General features: G+C 61.1%; 16 protein-coding genes and 2 pseudogenes. 11 read left to right on the forward strand and 7 right to left on the reverse strand.

Features of this window, described 5'->3' with window-relative positions; translation table 11 throughout:
• Positions 1–125: 125 nt before the first annotated feature.
• Genes LVY75_34725 through LVY75_34735 form a run of 3 tightly spaced genes read right to left on the reverse strand, consistent with a single transcriptional unit; the run spans position 126 to position 4,247 of the window.
• Positions 126–1,199 (reverse strand): iron ABC transporter permease, encoded by a 1,074-nt coding sequence (locus LVY75_34725; GenBank protein ID XAZ25951.1) that lies wholly within the window; start codon positions 1,197–1,199, stop codon positions 126–128.
• On the reverse strand, positions 1,189–3,591 hold the full coding sequence (locus tag LVY75_34730; protein ID XAZ25952.1) for an ABC transporter permease: 2,403 nt from the start codon (positions 3,589–3,591) through the stop codon (positions 1,189–1,191). The genes LVY75_34725 and LVY75_34730 overlap by 11 nt, the downstream gene beginning before the upstream one ends.
• Positions 3,588–4,247 carry an ABC transporter ATP-binding protein gene (locus LVY75_34735; protein ID XAZ25953.1) on the reverse strand — a complete coding sequence of 220 codons (660 nt, stop codon included), beginning with the start codon at positions 4,245–4,247 and terminating at the stop codon, positions 3,588–3,590. The genes LVY75_34730 and LVY75_34735 overlap by 4 nt, the downstream gene beginning before the upstream one ends.
• A 1,187-nt stretch (positions 4,248–5,434) precedes the next feature.
• Here LVY75_34735 and LVY75_34740 point away from each other — a divergent pair.
• The 7 genes from LVY75_34740 to LVY75_34770 are packed head-to-tail and all read left to right on the forward strand — an operon-like array spanning position 5,435 to position 13,234.
• Complete coding sequence (locus tag LVY75_34740) at positions 5,435–7,840, forward strand: FdhF/YdeP family oxidoreductase (protein ID XAZ25954.1); 2,406 nt, start codon at positions 5,435–5,437, stop codon at positions 7,838–7,840.
• Positions 7,841–7,849: 9 nt separating this feature from the next.
• Positions 7,850–8,434, forward strand: a complete 585-nt coding sequence (locus LVY75_34745; GenBank protein XAZ26382.1) for a cytochrome c — start codon at positions 7,850–7,852, stop codon at positions 8,432–8,434.
• Positions 8,431–9,426, forward strand: a complete 996-nt coding sequence (gene coxB / locus LVY75_34750) for a cytochrome c oxidase subunit II (GenBank protein ID XAZ25955.1) — start codon at positions 8,431–8,433, stop codon at positions 9,424–9,426. The genes LVY75_34745 and coxB overlap by 4 nt, the downstream gene beginning before the upstream one ends.
• Positions 9,423–11,333, forward strand: a complete 1,911-nt coding sequence (gene ctaD / locus LVY75_34755) for a cytochrome c oxidase subunit I (protein XAZ25956.1) — start codon at positions 9,423–9,425, stop codon at positions 11,331–11,333. The genes coxB and ctaD overlap by 4 nt, the downstream gene beginning before the upstream one ends.
• Positions 11,330–11,932: a cytochrome c oxidase subunit 3 gene (locus LVY75_34760; GenBank protein XAZ25957.1), complete on the forward strand. Its 603-nt coding sequence runs from the start codon at positions 11,330–11,332 to the stop codon at positions 11,930–11,932. Before ctaD ends, LVY75_34760 begins: the two co-directional genes overlap by 4 nt.
• A 14-nt stretch (positions 11,933–11,946) precedes the next feature.
• Entirely contained in the window at positions 11,947–12,837 is an 891-nt protein-coding gene (locus tag LVY75_34765) for a cytochrome c oxidase assembly protein (protein XAZ26383.1), read from the forward strand.
• Positions 12,838–12,892: 55 nt separating this feature from the next.
• Entirely contained in the window at positions 12,893–13,234 is a 342-nt protein-coding gene (locus LVY75_34770; protein XAZ26384.1) for a c-type cytochrome, read from the forward strand.
• 10 nt (positions 13,235–13,244) lie between these two features.
• Here the strand turns inward: LVY75_34770 and LVY75_34775 are convergent, their stop codons facing one another.
• Positions 13,245–14,087, reverse strand: a complete 843-nt coding sequence (locus tag LVY75_34775) for a cytochrome c (GenBank protein XAZ26385.1) — start codon at positions 14,085–14,087, stop codon at positions 13,245–13,247.
• Positions 14,088–14,416: 329 nt separating this feature from the next.
• Between LVY75_34775 and LVY75_34780 the strand changes: the two are divergent.
• The 3 genes and pseudogenes from LVY75_34780 to LVY75_34790 all read left to right on the forward strand — a co-directional run bounded on the left by LVY75_34780 (position 14,417) and on the right by LVY75_34790 (position 16,283).
• Positions 14,417–14,524: pseudogene (locus tag LVY75_34780) on the forward strand (cytochrome o ubiquinol oxidase subunit IV).
• Between the two features lie 380 nt (positions 14,525–14,904).
• Positions 14,905–15,771 carry an SDR family oxidoreductase gene (locus tag LVY75_34785; protein ID XAZ25958.1) on the forward strand — a complete coding sequence of 289 codons (867 nt, stop codon included), beginning with the start codon at positions 14,905–14,907 and terminating at the stop codon, positions 15,769–15,771.
• A 236-nt stretch (positions 15,772–16,007) separates the two neighbouring features.
• Positions 16,008–16,283, forward strand: coding sequence for a hypothetical protein (locus tag LVY75_34790; protein XAZ25959.1), 276 nt, complete (start codon positions 16,008–16,010; stop codon positions 16,281–16,283).
• 164 nt (positions 16,284–16,447) lie between these two features.
• Here LVY75_34790 and LVY75_34795 read toward each other — a convergent pair whose 3' ends face one another.
• The 3 genes from LVY75_34795 to LVY75_34805 form a co-directional block, all read right to left on the reverse strand.
• Positions 16,448–16,597 carry a hypothetical protein gene (locus tag LVY75_34795; protein XAZ25960.1) on the reverse strand — a complete coding sequence of 50 codons (150 nt, stop codon included), beginning with the start codon at positions 16,595–16,597 and terminating at the stop codon, positions 16,448–16,450.
• 151 nt (positions 16,598–16,748) lie between these two features.
• Entirely contained in the window at positions 16,749–16,955 is a 207-nt protein-coding gene (locus tag LVY75_34800) for a hypothetical protein (GenBank protein ID XAZ25961.1), read from the reverse strand.
• A 1-nt stretch (position 16,956) separates the two neighbouring features.
• Positions 16,957–17,157: a hypothetical protein gene (locus LVY75_34805; GenBank protein ID XAZ25962.1), complete on the reverse strand. Its 201-nt coding sequence runs from the start codon at positions 17,155–17,157 to the stop codon at positions 16,957–16,959.
• Positions 17,158–17,248: 91 nt separating this feature from the next.
• Between LVY75_34805 and LVY75_34810 the strand changes: the two are divergent.
• Positions 17,249–17,386: pseudogene (locus LVY75_34810) on the forward strand (NADH-quinone oxidoreductase subunit B).
• Positions 17,387–17,518 lie beyond the last annotated feature (132 nt).

Below are 17,518 nucleotides of genomic sequence, written 5' to 3' on the forward strand. Positions count from 1 at the left end.
CTTGCTGGCGCGGCAGCCATGCTCTCCAGCAAGGGTTTGACCGCTCTCCAGCGGTCGCCGCGTCCACTCTACATGCCAGCCTCCCCGGGTTGCACCCAAGACCGGGGATGTCCTGGGAGTTTGTCTTAATAGCCTGTCATTTCCAGGTACCCTCTGCCCGATCGTGAGCCCTTCACGGTGATCGGACCTTCCCAATAGGGAGTCGACGTCGCCATCCACGACTGGTCGTTAAGTGGTTCAGTCAGGACATCGAGGCCTTTTTCGGCGACACGAACGCGCCAGGCAACCGGTACCTGCCGGCCTTGGACAAAGGCCTGGCGTATCGGATCCAATCTGATCGCGCCTGCCGGCAGCGGTTCAGGTTGGCCGTCGGGCGAAATCCACGTCGCGGACATGAAGCCTGCTTTCCCGTCGCGCAAACGGAAGGCCATGACCTTCTCGCCGCTGTCGAGGTGCAGCGAAAACCAGTCCCAGCCTGTTTGGTTGGCGGAAAGCGGCTGCGATGACCATTCCCTGTCCAGCCAGGCTTTGCCCGTCACGTTGATCTTGGAGCCCGCAATCGTAATGTCGCCATCGACATCGAAGAAAGGCTGTGAGTAATAGTAGCTTGCCTGACCTTCACCAGATTTGACCGAATATCCGTGATCGCCCTGGAGGACCAGGGCCTTTTCCGTCTTAAGGCCTAAGCTGAAGCTGAAGCCGTATCCGGCCGCGCTCAGCGAAAGTGTGCTCAGCAAATCGGCGTCGGGCGCTGACTTGGTGTCTTTCATCTGCCAATCGTCGATCCATGCTCGAAATGGTGCGGGCGTCACACCCGCCTGTCCGACACCACCACGGGCAAATTTTTCGGCAACGAATTGGCCCTTGTTCGCGGTCACCGCGGCATGGCCGATCCAGACTTGCGGGTCAGCAAAGCCTTCCCGCTCGACCGGGGCGAGCGCCGAGCGAAACAGGGTCCATTGCGCGCCATACTGTTTCCCATCCTCGCCCTGCAGATTGGCTGTCACGTACCACCATTCGATCCGGTAGTCCGGATGCGGGCCATGGTCGGCTGGAAAGCTTAGCTGGTGGCCACGCTGAGGGACCGAAAAGCCGCGAGCGTCGGATCCAAGACCTGCAAATCCCTGCGGCCACGCGGCCGGCGGCGGCCATCCCGCCCCCAATACGACAAGAAGAATGGCATAGCTTCTAGCGTTCATTGGTGAATATCCTCAACAGGTCGGCCGGATCGATCAAGGCCAGCCGACGCACGGGCACCACGACGGAGACCAGCGCGGCAAACAGCGCAGTGGCGCCGAGCCAGGCCCAGTCGAGCGGAAAGACTGACATGGGAAGCCGCCAGCCAAAGGCTTGGACGTTAACGATTGCAAGCAAAACCCACGCCAGCGCAAGACCGACCGGAATGGCAGCGACGAAGGTCGTCAGCCAAAGCGCAAGCGTTCTGAGAATTTCATATCGGGCGAGATCGCGCCGACGCAAACCAAGCGCCCATACCGGCGCCAGCTGCGGCAGCCGAATGGCGGAGAGCGTCAATAGGCTTGAGAACATCGCAAAGCCTGCCACGGCAAGTGTCAGTACGTTTAGCGCGCCGGTCACCTTGAAGGTCTGTTCGAAAATTGCTCTCGACTGCTGCTTGAGGGTTGCCTGGTCAACGACCGCGTCGGGTGGCAGGCCGAATTCATCGACAAGCTGGCGCTTCAGATTGACCGCCCTGTCAGGCGGCACGCGGATCCCGTAGCGAAGTTTCGCCACCTGCGGATAATGATCGACCAGAGCATCTAGACCGACGATTACCTGCCCTTTCGGATTGCCGTAGTCGGAATAGATCCCGACGACGGGGACATGCCATCCGCCGGGCAAGGCAAGGGTCTGTCCGATCGCCGCCATTCCGCGCCGCCACATCTGTTCATTGACGATCGCGCCCTGCCCGCCTGCAACCTTATCCCAGGTGTCACTGGCCGCGGCGATGAGCGGCCAGTGGTCCCTGTAAGTTGGATCGTCCGCGACGCCGAAAATCTGCATCTCCTCGCCCGCAACCATTCCCTCGACGCTCCAGATCGGCAACACGGCGGTGGATCGGGACGCTAGCCACTCGCGCAGCCGCCTGGCTTCATCCTCGTTGCCGGCTGTCACGTAGAGTTCGGCGGCAAGCCTTTCGTCCAGCCACCCGATGAAGGTGAGCCGAAAGCTAGCGACCATCGTGCCGACGCCGATATTGGCGGAGAGAGCCAGAAGCAGCGCCATCAAGGCAAGCGACAATCCGGGTAGTTGCTGGCGCGTATCTGCCCAAAACCACTCACTGAGCGCACCGCGCGCTTGTGCCTGCGCGAAAGCGAGCGCAAGGGCCAGAAGCGGGGGAAAAATGAGAGCCGCAGCGAGAAGCAGGCAGCCGAGGACGGCAAATCCGCTTAGCAATCCCGAGCCCGTCCATGCAAGAAGGAATGCCGAGGTCAGAAGAATAGCCGCGGCCCCAGCCTGGTACATCTGTCCGGTCGAGGAAGCGCGCGCCCAGGCTCGCGGTCGGGCGGCAGCCAGGACGGGGAGCCTCCAGACACGCCACAGGCTCTGGGCCGACGAGATGGCGGTGCCTCCCAGCGCGATCGCCATTCCGGCAAGCCACCATTCCGGGCGCAGCGAAAGCGAGCCAGTGACCGAGGCGCCGTAAAGACCTCGCAGTGTCGCGGCTACGCCCGGCATCAAGGCAGAGGCGATGAAGTAGCCGAAGACGACACCGATCAGGCCAGATACCAACGCGAAAGCTGCGAGCTCGAGCAAGAGCATGACGGTCAGCGCGCGAAGCGAAATGCCAAGCGAGCGCAGCGTGCGAAATGTTCCCCGCCTCTCTTCGAAGGCCAGGCCCGTTGCCGAATAGACGATAAATAGCCCGACGGTGAAGGACAGGAAACCGAAGGCTGTCAGGTTCAGATGAAAGCTGTCGGTCAGCCGCGCCACATCTGCCTGTTCTCTCTGGCGAATGCTGAGATCGGGAGCGAGTGCGGCAAGCGGCGCCAGATCGGGTTTTTGATCGGGCGCGATCACCAGGCGGCTGATGGCGCCTCGCGCACGAAGCAATGTGTCGGCTGCCGAGATATCCAGAAAAGCCGCTCCCTCCGGAACCTGATCTGCGATCTTGACCATCATTTCGGTCTCGCCCCGCAGCCTCTCGGCGGTGGCTGGCGAGACGACCAGCCGCTCGCCTGACAAAAATGCGGACAGATCGGGTTTGCCGACGATCGAGGACGCCAAGCCGGTCTGCGGCATCGTCAGGGTATCGATGCCGATAAGCCGCAGGCGCACCTTGCCGAGCGTCGCCATTCCCTCGATGACCGGCGACACGTCCCAGCCTGCCTGTCGCAGTCGGCCATAGGTGGCAATGGAAATTCCGTCACCTCTCGTCGAAACGAGCTGCGACAGCCCATCCTGCTCCAGCATCGCGGCAGCGCGGGCATAACTTGCGCGGGCCTCGGCGTTGATTGCCTGAACGCCCGACCAGAGCGCGGTCGCCAATGCGATGCCCAAGATGAGGGTTAGAAACTGGATCGGTCTGCGTCGCCAATGCGACAGAAGCGCCAGGATGCCCCAGAGCATCATGATACGATCCTTCCACCGCGCAGAACGACCTTCCGGTCGAGGCGATCGGCCAGCCTCGTCGAGTGCGTGACGAAGAGCAGCGCCAAGCCGGCGGATCGAGCCAGCGCCAGCATCAGCTCGAGAACACGATCGCCGGTTTCTTCATCGAGATTGCCGGTCGGTTCGTCCGCCAGGATCAGGGGCGGCCTAGCGGCAAGCGTCCGGCCGATGGCGACGCGCTGCTGCTGGCCTCCAGACAGTTGTTCGGGGTAACGCGCCATGAAGTCTTGGAGCCCCAGTGCGGAAATGAGCTGCTCCTCCCAGGCACGATCATGGCGGCCGGCGAGTCTGGCGTGGAAGGAAATATTGGCCGATACGCTGAGCGACGGAATGAGGTTGAACTGCTGAAACACGAGGCCGACCCCGGTTCGACGGTAGTTCGCCCTGTCAGCATCGCCGAAGACGCCGATATCTTCGCCGTTCATGGTGATAAGACCGGCATCGGGCCGGTCGAGTCCGCCGGCAAGGTGCAGAAGCGTGCTCTTGCCGCTGCCAGACTCCCCGGTCAGCGCGACCGCCTCTCCGGCTGCAACGTCAAGGTCGATCCCCTTGAGGATATCGACCCGCCCTTCGGCGGTCGGGTAGGACTTTGTGACGCCCTTCAGCGTTAGGATCATTCTGGTCTTCTGCATTCGAGGACAGACAGCAAGCGTCCTAGCGCCTCTGGGTGCAAACGCAAGCGCCCGACGGTTCGAGGAGCGCTTGCGCATTCGTCATTTCGGCAGCCCGATGGAGGTTGGGCCGTTCATATCATCGAGGCGAGCCAGCTCAGCTGAGCGGCGGTATAGCCTGGTGTCGCTGGCCATGCTCCCATCGGTTCGCCTGTTGTCCGCTTCGGGTTGCTGCCCTCCCCTGTCCGCTCGAACCGCGCGCAGGCCTGTTTGTTCCGCGGCGCATCTTTAACCTCTGCCAAGTCCCGCACGGGCCGATTCATCCACCTGATGTCGTCGCTCAGCGAGGTGACCGCCTCCATCATCGCTGCAAGCGCAGACAGCAATGCCATATCGCCGTTACCGCGCTCGACGACAAGGAGGGAGCGAGCGGGTAATCGCCGCCAAGCGGTTTGCGCGAATGCATCAACGTCCACAGTGATCCTCAAAAGCCGTCAACCCTCACCGGCACACGTCAATTTCATTCTGATCAACTCCAGCCCGCCAGTGCGTGTCCGATTGGAAGTCGCGTCCGCCTTATCGGTGTGGCTTGCATCGCCACATCGAAATCCTGATCCGTCGGGAACATGTGCTGCCATCGCTTGTTGGACGGCAACCGGAGGCTCCAATGCAAGAAATAATGCAAGTGTAGCATACATCCCTGGTTGACCACCTTTCTGCCAATCGGACCGAAGCGGTCCTCGCGACACAGTTTCCGTTGAACGAGTTGACCCTTATCACGGATGCCGATCATGTCGTCGAGTTGCTTGGATTGTTGCGGGACGATCCCCAGTGCCGCTTCATCAGCCTCCTCGACATTTGCGGCGTCGACTGGCCGGCTGCGGCCAGACCAGCAGGAAGCGAAAAGATGAGATGCTTTTTATATCGTGCGCCGATATTTTTCTGCCCGCGCGGAACAGTTCGATGGCTGGCCGGTTAGGACAGGTCGAGATGGGGCATGTGCGGCATCGCCCATGAGTAACGCGGCATGAGACCGCCCCTTGAAACGGGCCGAAGGTGGCGATGACGGCGGCGATCTGCCACGGGCAGGCTCTGTTTGCCCGTGAACGAGAAAGCAGCGCGCGGTGGCGCAAACGCCACCTGCGGGAGTGAGACATAAATGCGCCGGAACGGCAACAGAGGGAGAGAAAGTCATGTCGGTACGCCAGGACGATGAACCGCTTTTGGGACCGCACGACCGAACGGCCGGAGGATGGGGCTCGGCACGCGCGCTTACTGAAATTCTGGTGCGCGAACATGTCGTAACCTCCGGCATGTCGCTGCTGTCGCACCACAACAAGCCTGACGGCTACATGTGCGCAAGCTGCGCCTGGGCAAAGCCCGCCAAGCCGCGCGCATTGGAATTTTGCGAAAGCGGCGCCAAGGCCACCGCCTGGGAGGCGACGAGCAGGCGCGCCGATCAAAAATTCTTCGCCTCGACCACTCTTCATGAGCTCGAGGCCTGGAGCGACTATGATCTGGAAGAGCGCGGCCGGCTGACGCAGCCGATGCGCTGGAACGCCGAGACCGATCGCTATGAGCCCATTGCCTGGGAGGCGGCCTTCGTCGAAATCGGTGCCGAGCTTCAGGCGCTTTTGCCTGACGAAGTGGACTTCTATACGTCCGGGCGAGCCTCGCTGGAGACGGCCTACATGTACCAGCTGCTGGCAAGGCTTTACGGCACCAACAACCTGCCCGATTCCTCCAACATGTGCCACGAAAGCACGTCCGTCGGCCTGCCGACGAGCATCGGAGCAACCGTCGGGACCGCGGATCTCACCGATTTCCAGAATTGCGACTGTATCTTCTATATCGCCCAGAACGTCGCCACATCGTCGCCGAGAATGCTGCATGACCTGCAGGAGGCGGTCGAAAGGGGCGTGAAGATCGTCACCTTCAACCCGCTGCCAGAACCGGGGCTGGAAAATTTCATCAACCCGCAGGACCCGGCGCAGATGTTGACCGGGCACAAGACGCCGATTTCCTCTCACTACTATCAGCTGCGCAATGGCGGGGACGTCGCCGCGCTTTTCGGCGTCTGCAAGGCTCTCGTCGAGGCCGATGACGCATTGAAGCAATCGAAGACAAGCCGGATCAGCGGCACAGACGCTATTCCCAAGGATCCGGACAATGCCGCCGACGTCGCCTTCGCCGCCTCGATGGCCGCCGCCGACAAGAAGCATGTTCTCGATCATGTTTTCATCGACGACCACACGGCGGGCTTTGAGGAATTCGCCCAAGCCTGTCGACGTCACGACTGGAGCGCGCTCGAACATGTGTCCGGCCTCAGCCAGGCCCAGATGCGGGAAGCCGCAGAGATCTATGCCAATGCCAAGGCCGTCCTCATCATCTACGGCATGGGCCTGACCCAGCAGGTCATGGGGGTCGAGAATGTGCAGATGGTTGCCAATCTCGCGCTTCTTCGCGGCAATATCGGCAAGCCTGGCGCCAATATCTGTGCTGTGCGCGGCCATTCCAACGTGCAGGGCCAACGCACTGTGGGGATCACCGAAAAACCAGGGCTCGTGCCGCTCGACAAGCTGTCACAGCTCTATCAGTTCGAGCCGCCACGTTCGGAGGGGCGATCGACGATCGACACCTGCAAGGCGATCATCGAGGGCAAGGCACGTGCCTTTATCGGCCTTGGCGGCAACTTCCTGCGCGCCGTCCCCGATACCGAAGCCGTCGAAGCGGCCTGGAGAAAGCTTCGCCTGACCGTTCAGATCGCCACCAAGCTCAATCGCAGCCATGTGATCCACGGCGAGGTCGCCTATCTCCTGCCCTGTCTTGGGCGTACCGAGGTGGATGAACAGCAGTCCGGGCCGCAAGCCGTGTCGACGGAAAGCTCCACGGCCCACTTTCACGGTTCACGTGGTCGTGCCAGGCCGGCAAGTCCAGACCTCCTGTCCGAGCCCGCAATCATTGCGGGCATCGCCAAGGCAAGCCTGCGCAGGGGCAACGTCGACTGGGATGGCTGGGTCGGCGACTACTCGCGCATTCGCGACGCCATCGAGCAGACCTATCCGGAAACCTTCAAGGACTTCAATCTGAAGATGTTCCAGCCGGGCGGCATCACACGATCGGTTCCGGCGCGCGAACGTAAATGGACGACGCCGAACGGCAAGGCAAACTTCATCACACCGCAGCGGCTTTTTCCGGAGCTTGAGCTGACGCCAGGCAGTGAGGAGACGTTCAATCTACTGACATTGCGATCGAACGACCAGTTCAACACGACGATTTACGGCTTTATCGACCGCTACAGGGGCATCAAGGGCACGCGGCGCGTGGTCTTCGTCAACGAAGCCGACATGCGGCGTCTCGGCTTTGCCGCCGGCGACCTCGTCGACCTGACGACTGCCGTCGATGGAAAGCGGCTGCGCCGCGTCGAGGGCTTTTCCCTGGTTCCCTATCAGATCCCGTCCGGTTCCTGCGCTGCCTATTATCCGGAGGCCAATCCGCTGTTTCCGCTGGACCATCACGATCCCAAGGCCAAGACCCCGTCCTATAAGCTGTTGCCAGTTCGGATGACCGCTTCGGCGGGACAACGCCAGACGAGATGAGCAATGCCAATGGTTACTCGGCGCTGGCTGCTGTTGACATTCTGCCTTCTCGGCGCGGCTTGTGCCGGCGCGATGCTCGGCTGGATGCGGCAACCACGTCAGTATCGGGCGCCGCCCCCTGTCTCTGCATCCTTGAATGATGTCCGGCTAATGGCAAATGGTATTGGCGGCACGCCCCCCGATGTCTATTTTGCAATCGGAATGCCCTATGAGAACACTGCCTATGATCTCAGCCAGGGCAAGCGGCTTTATACCTGGTTCGGCTGCCCGGCCTGCCACGGCGACGGCCGCGGGCTCAGCGGACCGTCCTTTCTCGACGGATGGTGGTCCTACGGACCAGAGATCGAAACACTGGTAGCGTCCATACGCGATGGTCGCCCGCATGGCATGCCGGCGTTCGCAAATCGCATGACCATCGACGAGATCTGGCAGCTTGCCGGTTATCTCAGAACGGTTGGAGCATATCAGGCAAAATATACCGCGCCGGCCCGCAACGACGAGAAGAACAGCAGGCCGGCCGAAAACAGGGCGCCCGCGGCGGGTTTGTTCCAAGAGGGACCAGTCGGCATGCGGCGACTGGATCGTCGACAATGAAACAGGCAGCGATCGTATCGTGTGTCCTTCTTGCGGGGTTGCTGTCAGGATGCACCGGAGCGCAGTCGGCGCTCGATCCAAGGGGGCCGGCGGCCACCGACCTCCTCCACATCATCCTCGTCTTCGTCTTTGTCTGCACGAGCGTCTTTTTCCTCGTCATGGGGGCGCTGGTCTGGTCGCTTCTGCGCAAGCCAAGCCGGGAGGACAGCGAGGGCGCGCAGGAGCGGCAGATCTCGGTGGTCGTGACGGTGGCCATCCTTTCGACCGCGGCAATTATCGTCCTGCTGACGGTGGTAAGCTTCACGTCCGACCGGTTCCCGGAATATAAAGAGGCATCCTCCGCTGCCATCCTCGTGCGTGGCGAGCAATGGTGGTGGCGTTTCGACTATGACGGCGACGATAGTTCGCTGGGATTTCAGACGGCAAACGAACTGCACATTCCCGTCGGCCAGGATGTGCGCCTGCGCTTGCAGGCCACCGACGTCATCCACTCCTTCTGGGTTCCGTCGCTTGCCGGCAAGCAGGACCTTGTGCCCGGCCGCGACAATACGATTACGCTCCATGCTGAAAGGTCTGGCATCTACCGGGGCCAATGCGCCGAATTCTGCGGCCTCCAGCACGCCCACATGGCGCTCGAAGTTGTCGCGCAGGAACCGGAGGCTTATCGTCAATGGCTTGACAGCCAGCGCCGGAGCGCTGTCGTGTCGGAGGACGCCGCCATCGTTGCCGGGCGCGACGTCTTCATGCGCAAGCCGTGCGCCGCCTGCCATACGATCCGTGGTACCGAGGCAAAGGGCACATCGGGTCCCGATCTGACCCATGTCGCCTCCAGGCGCATGCTTGCGGCCGGCGTGTTGCAAAATAGCGCCGGCTCGCTTGCCGCCTGGATTGCCGACCCGCAGACGATCAAGCCCGGCAACAACATGCCGCTGGTCCCCATGACGAGCGAGGAACTTCGACAGGTGACGGCTTTCCTGGAGACATTGCGATGAACAGCTCATCCACCGCGCAGGTTCTGGATGTCGAGGTCGAGCGGGAAGAGCTGGAACCGCGCCTTCGCCGGACATGGCAGTCAGGAAAAGGCATCTGGGGCGCGCTGACAACCGTCGATCACAAGATCATCGCGCGGCGTTACATCGTCACCGCCTTCGTTTTTCTGGCGCTTGGCGGCGTCCTGGCCCTGATCATGCGCGTGCAGCTCGCCTTTCCGGAAGCACGCTTTCTCAGCGCCGACCGCTATAATCAGATCTTCACGACGCACGGCTCGAACATGATGTTCCTGTTTGCGGTGCCGGTCATGGAAGCGATGGGTGTCTACCTGGTGCCACTCATGGTGGGCACGCGCAACATCGCCTTTCCACGCCTCAACGCATTCTCCTACTGGATCTTCCTCGCCGGCGGTCTCGTTCTCTGGATCGCCGTGGCGCTCGACGCGGCCCCCGATGTCGGCTGGTTCGCTTATGTGCCACTATCGGGTCCTGAATATGGCGCCGGAAAACGCGCCGACATCTGGGCTCAGATGATCACCTTCACCGAACTGTCGGCCCTTGCCGTTGCCGTCGAGATCGTCGTGACCGTGTTCAAGCAGCGGGCGCCAGGCATGTCCCTCGATCGCATTCCGGTCTTTGTCTGGTCGATGCTGGTAACATCCTTCCTGGTAATCATCGCGATGCCGGCGATCATGTTCGCCAGTTCCTCGCTTATCCTCGACCGGCTGGTCGGCACGCATTTCTACAATCCGGCCGAGAGGGGGGACGTGCTTTTGTGGCAGCACCTCTTCTGGTTTTTCGGCCACCCCGAAGTCTACATCATCTTCCTGCCGGCCGTCGGCATGGTCTCGGCGATGATCTCGCCGTTTTCGCAGCGCCCTGTCTTTGGATATCTGGCACTTGTCATGGCGCTGATCGCAACAGGCCTCCTGTCTTTCGGCCTTTGGGTGCATCACATGTTCGTGGCCGGGCTGCCGCCCTCGGGAAGCAGCTTCTTTACCGCTTCGAGCATGGCTATCGCCATCCCGGCCGGCACCCAGATCTTCTGCTTCCTCGCGACCTTGTGGAGCGGCAGACCGATCTTCAAGACGCCGATGCTGTTCGTCATCGGCTTTCTCATCACCTTCGTGATGGGTGGGATGACCGGAGTGATGGTCGCATCCGTGCCGCTCGACACGCAGGTCCACGACACCTACTTCGTCGTAGCGCATTTTCACTACGTCCTCGTTGGGGGCGCTGTGTTTCCTCTGGTGGGTGCCATTTATTACTGGTTTCCCAAGATGACAGGCCGGATGATGAGCGAAAAGCTTGGGCGCATCGTCTTTGGCCTGATTTTCGCGGGCTTTCACCTGACTTTTTTTCCGATGCATATTCTTGGCCTCGCGGGCATGCCGCGCAGGGTCTATACCTATCCGCCGGAACTTCCCTGGTCCGGCATGAACCTCTTTGTCAGCGTCAGCGCATTCGTTCTGGCTGCTGGTTTCGGCCTGTTCTTCATCGATGCCATCCGCAGTCTGCGCAGCGGAAAGGTCGCCGGCCCCAATCCCTGGAATTGCGCTTCGCTCGAATGGGCGACTGCCTCACCGCCGCCGCCCTATAACTTCGCCCGCATTCCTGTCGTGCAGTCACGCGACCCCCTCTGGCGGGCGTCATCGGAACTGCCGGTCGCCACCGGTCTGCGGGTCGACCGACGCGAACTCGTCGTCAGCAGCGTTGTTGCAGCCGAACCTGAAGCGCGCGAATCCTCACCGGCAGATTCGATCTGGCCGCTCGTGGCGGCGCTCGCAACGACCGTCATGCTGATCGGTTCGATGTTCAGCGCCTGGGCGGTGGTCTGGGGCGCTGTTCCGATCGCAATCGCCCTGACCTGCTGGTTTTGGCCGAAGCGAACGCCGGAGGATGAATCATGAAGGAGAAAGTCGTTCTCGATCTGTCGCATCTTCCCCTGCATGCGACCGGCACGGCCAGCTTGACCTTTTGGGGTACGAGCGCCTTCATGCTGATCGAGGGCAGCGGTTTTGCGCTGGCGATCGCCGTCTATCTCTACCTCATGGCCAACGCGCCGTCCTGGCCGTTGAACGCGCCGCCGCCGGACCTGTTGCCTGGGACCATTCTCACGGTTCTGCTTCTGGCAAGCCTTGTTCCGAACCTGCTTGTCACGCGCTGGGCCGGACAGCGCGACCTTCGCAAGGTCAGGATCGGGCTCGTGATCATGTCGATCTTCGGCATCGTGCCCCTCGTGCCGCGCATCTTCGAGTTCCCAGCCATTAACATACGCTGGGACGACAATGCCTACGGGTCGATCCTGTGGGTCATGCTCGGCCTGCACACGACCCATATCCTGACCGATCTCGCCGATACGCTGGTTTTGACCTGCTTGATGTTTTCGCGCCACGGCGACAACCTGCGCCGCTACGGGGACGTGGAGGATAACGCCCTCTACTGGAACTTCGTGGTTGCGACCTGGCTGCCGCTCTACGGCTGCATCTACTGGATCCCGAGGCTATGAAAAGGTGTCCGGTCATCTTGGCCTTGACGGTCCCGTTCATCATGCTGATCCCGGCAACGGCGTTTGCCCATGACGGTCATCCCCATCCGGCCCTGTCCTTGACGCTCGATCCGTGGATCGTCACACCGCTCGTGATCATCGCACTGCTCTATGGTCAGGGGCAGCGCAAACTCGGCCACCGCAGCCGCCGCGGCCAGCGCAGGCTTGCTCGCAGCTCGTTGAGCTTCTGGTCGGGCTGGAGCGTGCTGACATTCGCCCTCGTATCGCCGCTGCACGAGCTTGGCGAGAAGCTTTTCAGCATGCACATGATCGAACACGAGCTCATCATGGCTCTCGCCGCCCCCTTGATGGTGCTTTCGCGTCCACTCGCCCTCATCCTCTGGGGACTGCCGCGGGTGGCCCGAGCATTATGCGCAAAGGTTGTCGGATCGACGCCGTTGCGTTCAACCTGGTCACGGCTTACAGGCGGTACGCTCGCCACCTTTTTGCACGGCATGGCGATATGGGCCTGGCACGCGCCACCGGTTTTCGACGCAGCGGTCACAAACATTGCTCTTCACCGGCTGCAGCATATGAGCTTCTTCCTGAGCGCCTTGATATTCTGGTGGGCGGTTCTTTGGACGGCCAACAGGGGGATGGCCGTGTGGCATCTCTTTGTCACCATGATGCACATGAGCCTGCTTGGAGCGCTGATCACGCTGGCGCCGGATGTGCGCTATCAGTTTGAGACGCGCGACGCGTCGGCATGGGGCATGACCCCGCTCGAGGACCAGCAGATCGCCGGCCTGATCATGTGGGTGCCAGCTGGCATCGTCTATGCTGGCGCAGCCCTGGCGCTGACGGCCCTCTGGATCCACAATTCCGCCAAAGGAGGCCCCGATGGAACCCAAGCAGCCCACCATTGACCTGTGGCTGGGCCTATTCGTGCCGGCCGCCCTTACCCTCGTTTTCCTTGGCGCCATGGTCGGTATCAACAGCTTCCAGAAACGCTCGCAACAGGTGGCGTCGGCGATCGCAATGACAGGAGGAGATCCGCGGCGGGCCCCGGCCCTCTTCCGTCAATATGGCTGCAGCGGATGCCATACGATTCCGGGCGTTGCCGGCGCGGATGGCAAGGTCGGCGGGTCATTAAGCGGACTATCCGAACGGGTCTATATAGCCGGCGTTCTCAACAACACACCCGACAACCTCGTTGGCTGGATTGTCACGCCGCCGGCTTACTCTCCGAGAACAGCCATGCCTGTCACTGGTATCACGCCGGCCGAGGCCCGTGATATTGCCGCCTATCTCTACGCCCACTGAAGGCGGCCTTTCACGGTTTCGGCGTATCCTTGGGCGGCAGCGACTTCAGGTAGCTCGCAATGGCGAGGCGGTCGTCTTGCGACAACTCGGCGGTATTTTCGACCACGTCAGCCATCGACCATCCGATTTGGCCATGATCGGGCGTCTTTCCGCTCTTGAGCATTTCGGCAAAGTCTTGGACAGACCAGGATGCCAGCCGCTGCGGCGTAATGTTGGGGATGAAACCGACACCGTCGACATTCGCTCCGCCGGCAAAGCGCGTCGACGGCTTGACGGCTCCGAAGGCATTATGGGTGCAATGGCATTCGGCGCAATGACCAAGGACCTCCACCAGATATCTGCCACGATCGCTGACCGGCTGGCCGGCGCGAGCGTCTTCGACATGGCGCGGCCTGAAAAACAACAGTTTCCAGAAACCGACGAAGCGCCTGATGCGAAAAGGCAGCGCCAGCTCATGCGGTTTCGAGCGATCCGGCACCGGCTCCAGGCTCTGCAGGAAGGCGTAGAGATCTCTGACGTCCTCGAGCGTCATGCCGGTATAACTTGAATAGGGAAAGGCAGGATAATAATGCGCCTTGTCTGGCGAGACGCCCGACAGAAGTGCATTGGCGAGATCCGTCACCGACCAGGAGCCGATCCCGGCTTGCCGGTCAGGGGAAATGTTGGGCACCCGAAAGATGCCATAGGGTGAGGCCAAAGCAAAGCCGCCACCCAGGCGCAACCGGTCCGGTTGGCCGGGGGAAGCGTGGCAGGAGGCGCAGCCGCCGGCAAAAAAAACAATCCTGCCACGCTCGACATTGCCTTGGACGAGATCCGGCGGCGGACGCTCAAAGGCCAGACGCGGCGCCGTCAGCTGCCAGGTTGCGGCGCATGCAACGACTGCGATAAGCGCGCAGATCAAAAGAAGCCAGCACCGCAGCCTTACCAAGCGTCTTGGCAGGTCTCGACGGCTACCTTCCTGCGATCCGACATAGGCCACAGCTGCGCGCCCTCCTCCTGCTGCGTCTCAAACCGGCGCAGATGGAAAATGTTCCGGGCTGATCCCTTTGAAAAACCGCCGGAACGACGGTACGCCAATGCCGACAGGAGCCGATCATCATCAGGGGGAAGTGCAGGCCACACAAAAAACCGCGTCGATGCTGCTGTCCGCATCTGCGCCGCCTCGCGTCGGCCGCTCCGGTTTTCGGGGTTATGGTGGTCTTTCTGATTGTCCTCGGCTCGATCTGGATCATGGATCATCTGACGCAGAACATGATGCCGATGGTAAAGATGATGCAGATGCAACCATAGAAGATCTGGCCCGAAGGTTTGCATTCCGTGATCACGGCACGGCCGGGCAACAGAGATCGGCAGACAGGATGGAAGAGTACCCGCGCCTTTTTGCTATGGTCCTTGCCGCGGCGCTGGCCATCAACGCCCTGCTGCTGATCACGCAGGTCCCGTTTTAGCCAAAGAACAAAACGACTGGCGCCACCACGGTTTGCGCGGCACTTGATGTCGGTCCGAAGACAATCGATAGGGCCGCTGCCCCAGAACGTATGGGGGACGCATCGAACTGGCACTGTCGCCGACAAAAGCCGGCCGCCGGTAAATGTCGAGCGGGCCCTTGCGCGAAAGGAACATTGGGGGAGCCCGTCTGTTTGGCCTGTGCAACCTATGAGGAGATCGACATGTCAGAAGAAATCCGGCGCCCGAAGCCCCCTTATCCGGAACAGCAGCAACAGCCGCCGGGCAGCACGGCAAAGATGCAGCCTGTCCCCGATCACGGTGAACAGTCCTACAAAGGCAGCGGCAAGCTTGAGGGCAAGGTCGCGCTGATCACCGGCGCCGATTCCGGTATCGGAAAAGCCGTGGCGATCGCGTTCGCGCGCGAGGGAGCAGATATCATCATTTCCTACCTCAACGAGGAGGAGGACGCCCGTGACACGGCCAGGTGGGTCGAGCAAGCGGGACGCAGGCCGGTTCTCGCGCCCGGAGACATCAAGTCGGAAGACCATTGCAAGGCCTTGATCGAACAGGCGGTCGCCGGACTAGGGAGGATCGACATCCTTGTCAACAACGCTGCCTTCCAGCGCACCTACGCGGACATCGGCGACATTTCTGCCGCCGAATGGGACGAAACCTTCCGCACCAACGTCTATGCCCCCTTCTTCCTGTCGAAGGCAGCGGTTCCGCACATGCGGCCAGGAAGCGCCATCATCAACACGACCTCGATCCAGTCGCGCCAGCCCTCGCCGCAACTCCTCGCCTATGCATCCACGAAAGGCGCGGTGCTGAATTTCACCGCCGGCCTGGCTGAAATGGTCGCCGACAAAGGGATCCGGGTAAATGCCGTAGCACCCGGTCCAATCTGGACGCCTCTCATCCCTTCGACAATGCCGGCGGAAAAGGCGGCCAAGTTCGGTGAGCAAACGCTGATCGGCCGCGCCGGCCAGCCTGCCGAACTGGCAGGTGCCTACGTGCTTCTGGCAAGCGACCTCGGCAGCTATATGACGGGTGCCGTCATCCCGGTTACGGGCGGCGAAGTGATGATCTAGCAATAAGGGCCGCAGGTAGGATAATCTGCGGCCCTTCCTGCATCTGAAGGTCCTCTGTTTCCCCTCAGGCCGAGGCGCCTGTCGTAAAAGAGGTCGGGGCCTGAAACGACGCCGTGTCTGGGATAAAACATCGGTCCCACCGCCAACCGCGAGCCGAAACAGGATGGTTGCCCTTTCCGCGATGCACGGCTGCCCTTACGTCTCGCCAGCCAGTCATATTCACACCGGAAGTCATCATGAAAATTATCGCGACCACCATCCTGTGCCTTGGTTGGCTGACTGGGTGCGCCTCGAACCTAAACGGCGAGGGGCTCTCTCCTATTGTCGGCAGCATCACCTACAGGGGCCAGCCCCACGCCAGATTGATCCGTTCCCCGATCGGGTCCACTTTTCCCCACGACTTTACAGACGAATGGGGACGGCGGGTCGAGGAGACCTATGTCATTCGCCGCGACCGGACACTGGCAATCATCGACCGTCATTACCTGCCCGACGTTTTTAGAAACGACTAGGATCTAGCGTGGTCGCATATCGTCAGCGACGAAAAAAGCAGGGAGGGTGTGGCGCATTTCACGCCCGCTCGTGGCTTGCGCGTCGGAATTCCACCTCTCCAGCCGATCTCAAGCCGACCATGGTCTGATCGAAGCTTAAGCTGCTGCTTTCGTGCAGCAGAGGATCATGTGGATGACAAAACCAGCCACATGACCGTTCCAAATATCACGATGAAGCCAAGAGGAAGAGCCAAAAACCGTGCCATTCCAAGGTTGGTGTTGGTCGCTCCGACCCAGGCGAACCACCATTCAGGTCCCTGATTGCCGTCTGACATGAAATGCTCCTGAAAATCCCGCCGAGCCTTGTTTCATAAGTAAAAAGGGATAGCCAAGGCCTGGTGGCAAATCGGTCCAGCCTTGGTGCACAGGACGCTATCGATCTCGGCGCGCATCAGGCCCGCGGCGAGCTGGAAATGGATGTCCGACCTAGCGCATGTCGCCTTCATTCGAACTCGACGGATCGTGATTGACATCCCACTCCTTCACCGGCTTATCGCCCGGCGGGGTCTTGTGGGCGGTCGCGTCCTCGGAGCCGGTGATCACAGTCGGCTTGGCACTGGCAACGCCTGTTGCCCTGCGATCGGCCTGCGATGGTGCGAACTGGCCCTGGGCATCTTTCCTGACATCGGACATATCATTCGCCCTTTTGCTTGTATCCATCCGAGATCTTCTTCACCTCGGGATCTGCATTGGTTTCGCCGTTGGCATCTTCAGACAGGTCCGGATTGTCCTTGGCGGGCAGATAGCCTTTCGGGGTGTTTTCCTGCGGACCTTCCCAGCGCGGCGACTGATCCGTCGTGCCGGGGGCACCATCCTTTGGCTTGTTCATTCCCATGATCGGTCTCCTTTCATCTAGTCATAACATTTATGGACAGGTGATGTTCCCCGCCTCTTCATTGTCTTAACCGCAGCATCTGATCCTGCCGACATTGGTGCGCGGCTGCGACCGCGTCGTGCCCATCGATATCTACGTGCCGGGCTGTCCTCCCACCGCTGAAGCGCTGCTTTACGGCATACTCCTTCTACAAAGAAAGATACGGAGAAACGGCACGATCGAGCGATAACCAACGGCGGGCGGCGCTGCCTGCCTCATGTTCGATGACCCCAGGCGCCTGGGCTGACGCTCGTGATGCGGGCAAGTGGCTGCATTCACCGCTTAAAAGCCGAGACAGCGAAGGGAAAGCCGGTCGGCAAGC

Origin of the sequence: Sinorhizobium sp. B11, from assembly GCA_039725955.1 — a bacterium.
Lineage (GTDB): Bacteria > Pseudomonadota > Alphaproteobacteria > Rhizobiales > Rhizobiaceae > Rhizobium.

Bases quoted from the DNA above. Each gene is read 5' to 3' on its own strand.
- LVY75_34725 (XAZ25951.1), bottom strand. From the start codon at position 1,199: ATGAACGCTAGAAGCTATGCCATTCTTCTTGTCGTATTGGGGGCGGGA.
- LVY75_34730 (XAZ25952.1), bottom strand. From the start codon at position 3,591: ATGATGCTCTGGGGCATCCTGGCGCTTCTGTCGCATTGGCGACGCAGA.
- LVY75_34735 (XAZ25953.1), bottom strand. From the start codon at position 4,247: ATGATCCTAACGCTGAAGGGCGTCACAAAGTCCTACCCGACCGCCGAA.
- LVY75_34740 (XAZ25954.1), top strand. From the start codon at position 5,435: ATGTCGGTACGCCAGGACGATGAACCGCTTTTGGGACCGCACGACCGA.
- LVY75_34745 (XAZ26382.1), top strand. From the start codon at position 7,850: ATGGTTACTCGGCGCTGGCTGCTGTTGACATTCTGCCTTCTCGGCGCG.
- coxB (XAZ25955.1), top strand. From the start codon at position 8,431: ATGAAACAGGCAGCGATCGTATCGTGTGTCCTTCTTGCGGGGTTGCTG.
- ctaD (XAZ25956.1), top strand. From the start codon at position 9,423: ATGAACAGCTCATCCACCGCGCAGGTTCTGGATGTCGAGGTCGAGCGG.
- LVY75_34760 (XAZ25957.1), top strand. From the start codon at position 11,330: ATGAAGGAGAAAGTCGTTCTCGATCTGTCGCATCTTCCCCTGCATGCG.
- LVY75_34770 (XAZ26384.1), top strand. From the start codon at position 12,893: ATGGTCGGTATCAACAGCTTCCAGAAACGCTCGCAACAGGTGGCGTCG.
- LVY75_34785 (XAZ25958.1), top strand. From the start codon at position 14,905: ATGTCAGAAGAAATCCGGCGCCCGAAGCCCCCTTATCCGGAACAGCAG.
- LVY75_34790 (XAZ25959.1), top strand. From the start codon at position 16,008: ATGAAAATTATCGCGACCACCATCCTGTGCCTTGGTTGGCTGACTGGG.
- LVY75_34795 (XAZ25960.1), bottom strand. From the start codon at position 16,597: ATGTCAGACGGCAATCAGGGACCTGAATGGTGGTTCGCCTGGGTCGGA.
- LVY75_34800 (XAZ25961.1), bottom strand. From the start codon at position 16,955: ATGTCCGATGTCAGGAAAGATGCCCAGGGCCAGTTCGCACCATCGCAG.
- LVY75_34805 (XAZ25962.1), bottom strand. From the start codon at position 17,157: ATGGGAATGAACAAGCCAAAGGATGGTGCCCCCGGCACGACGGATCAG.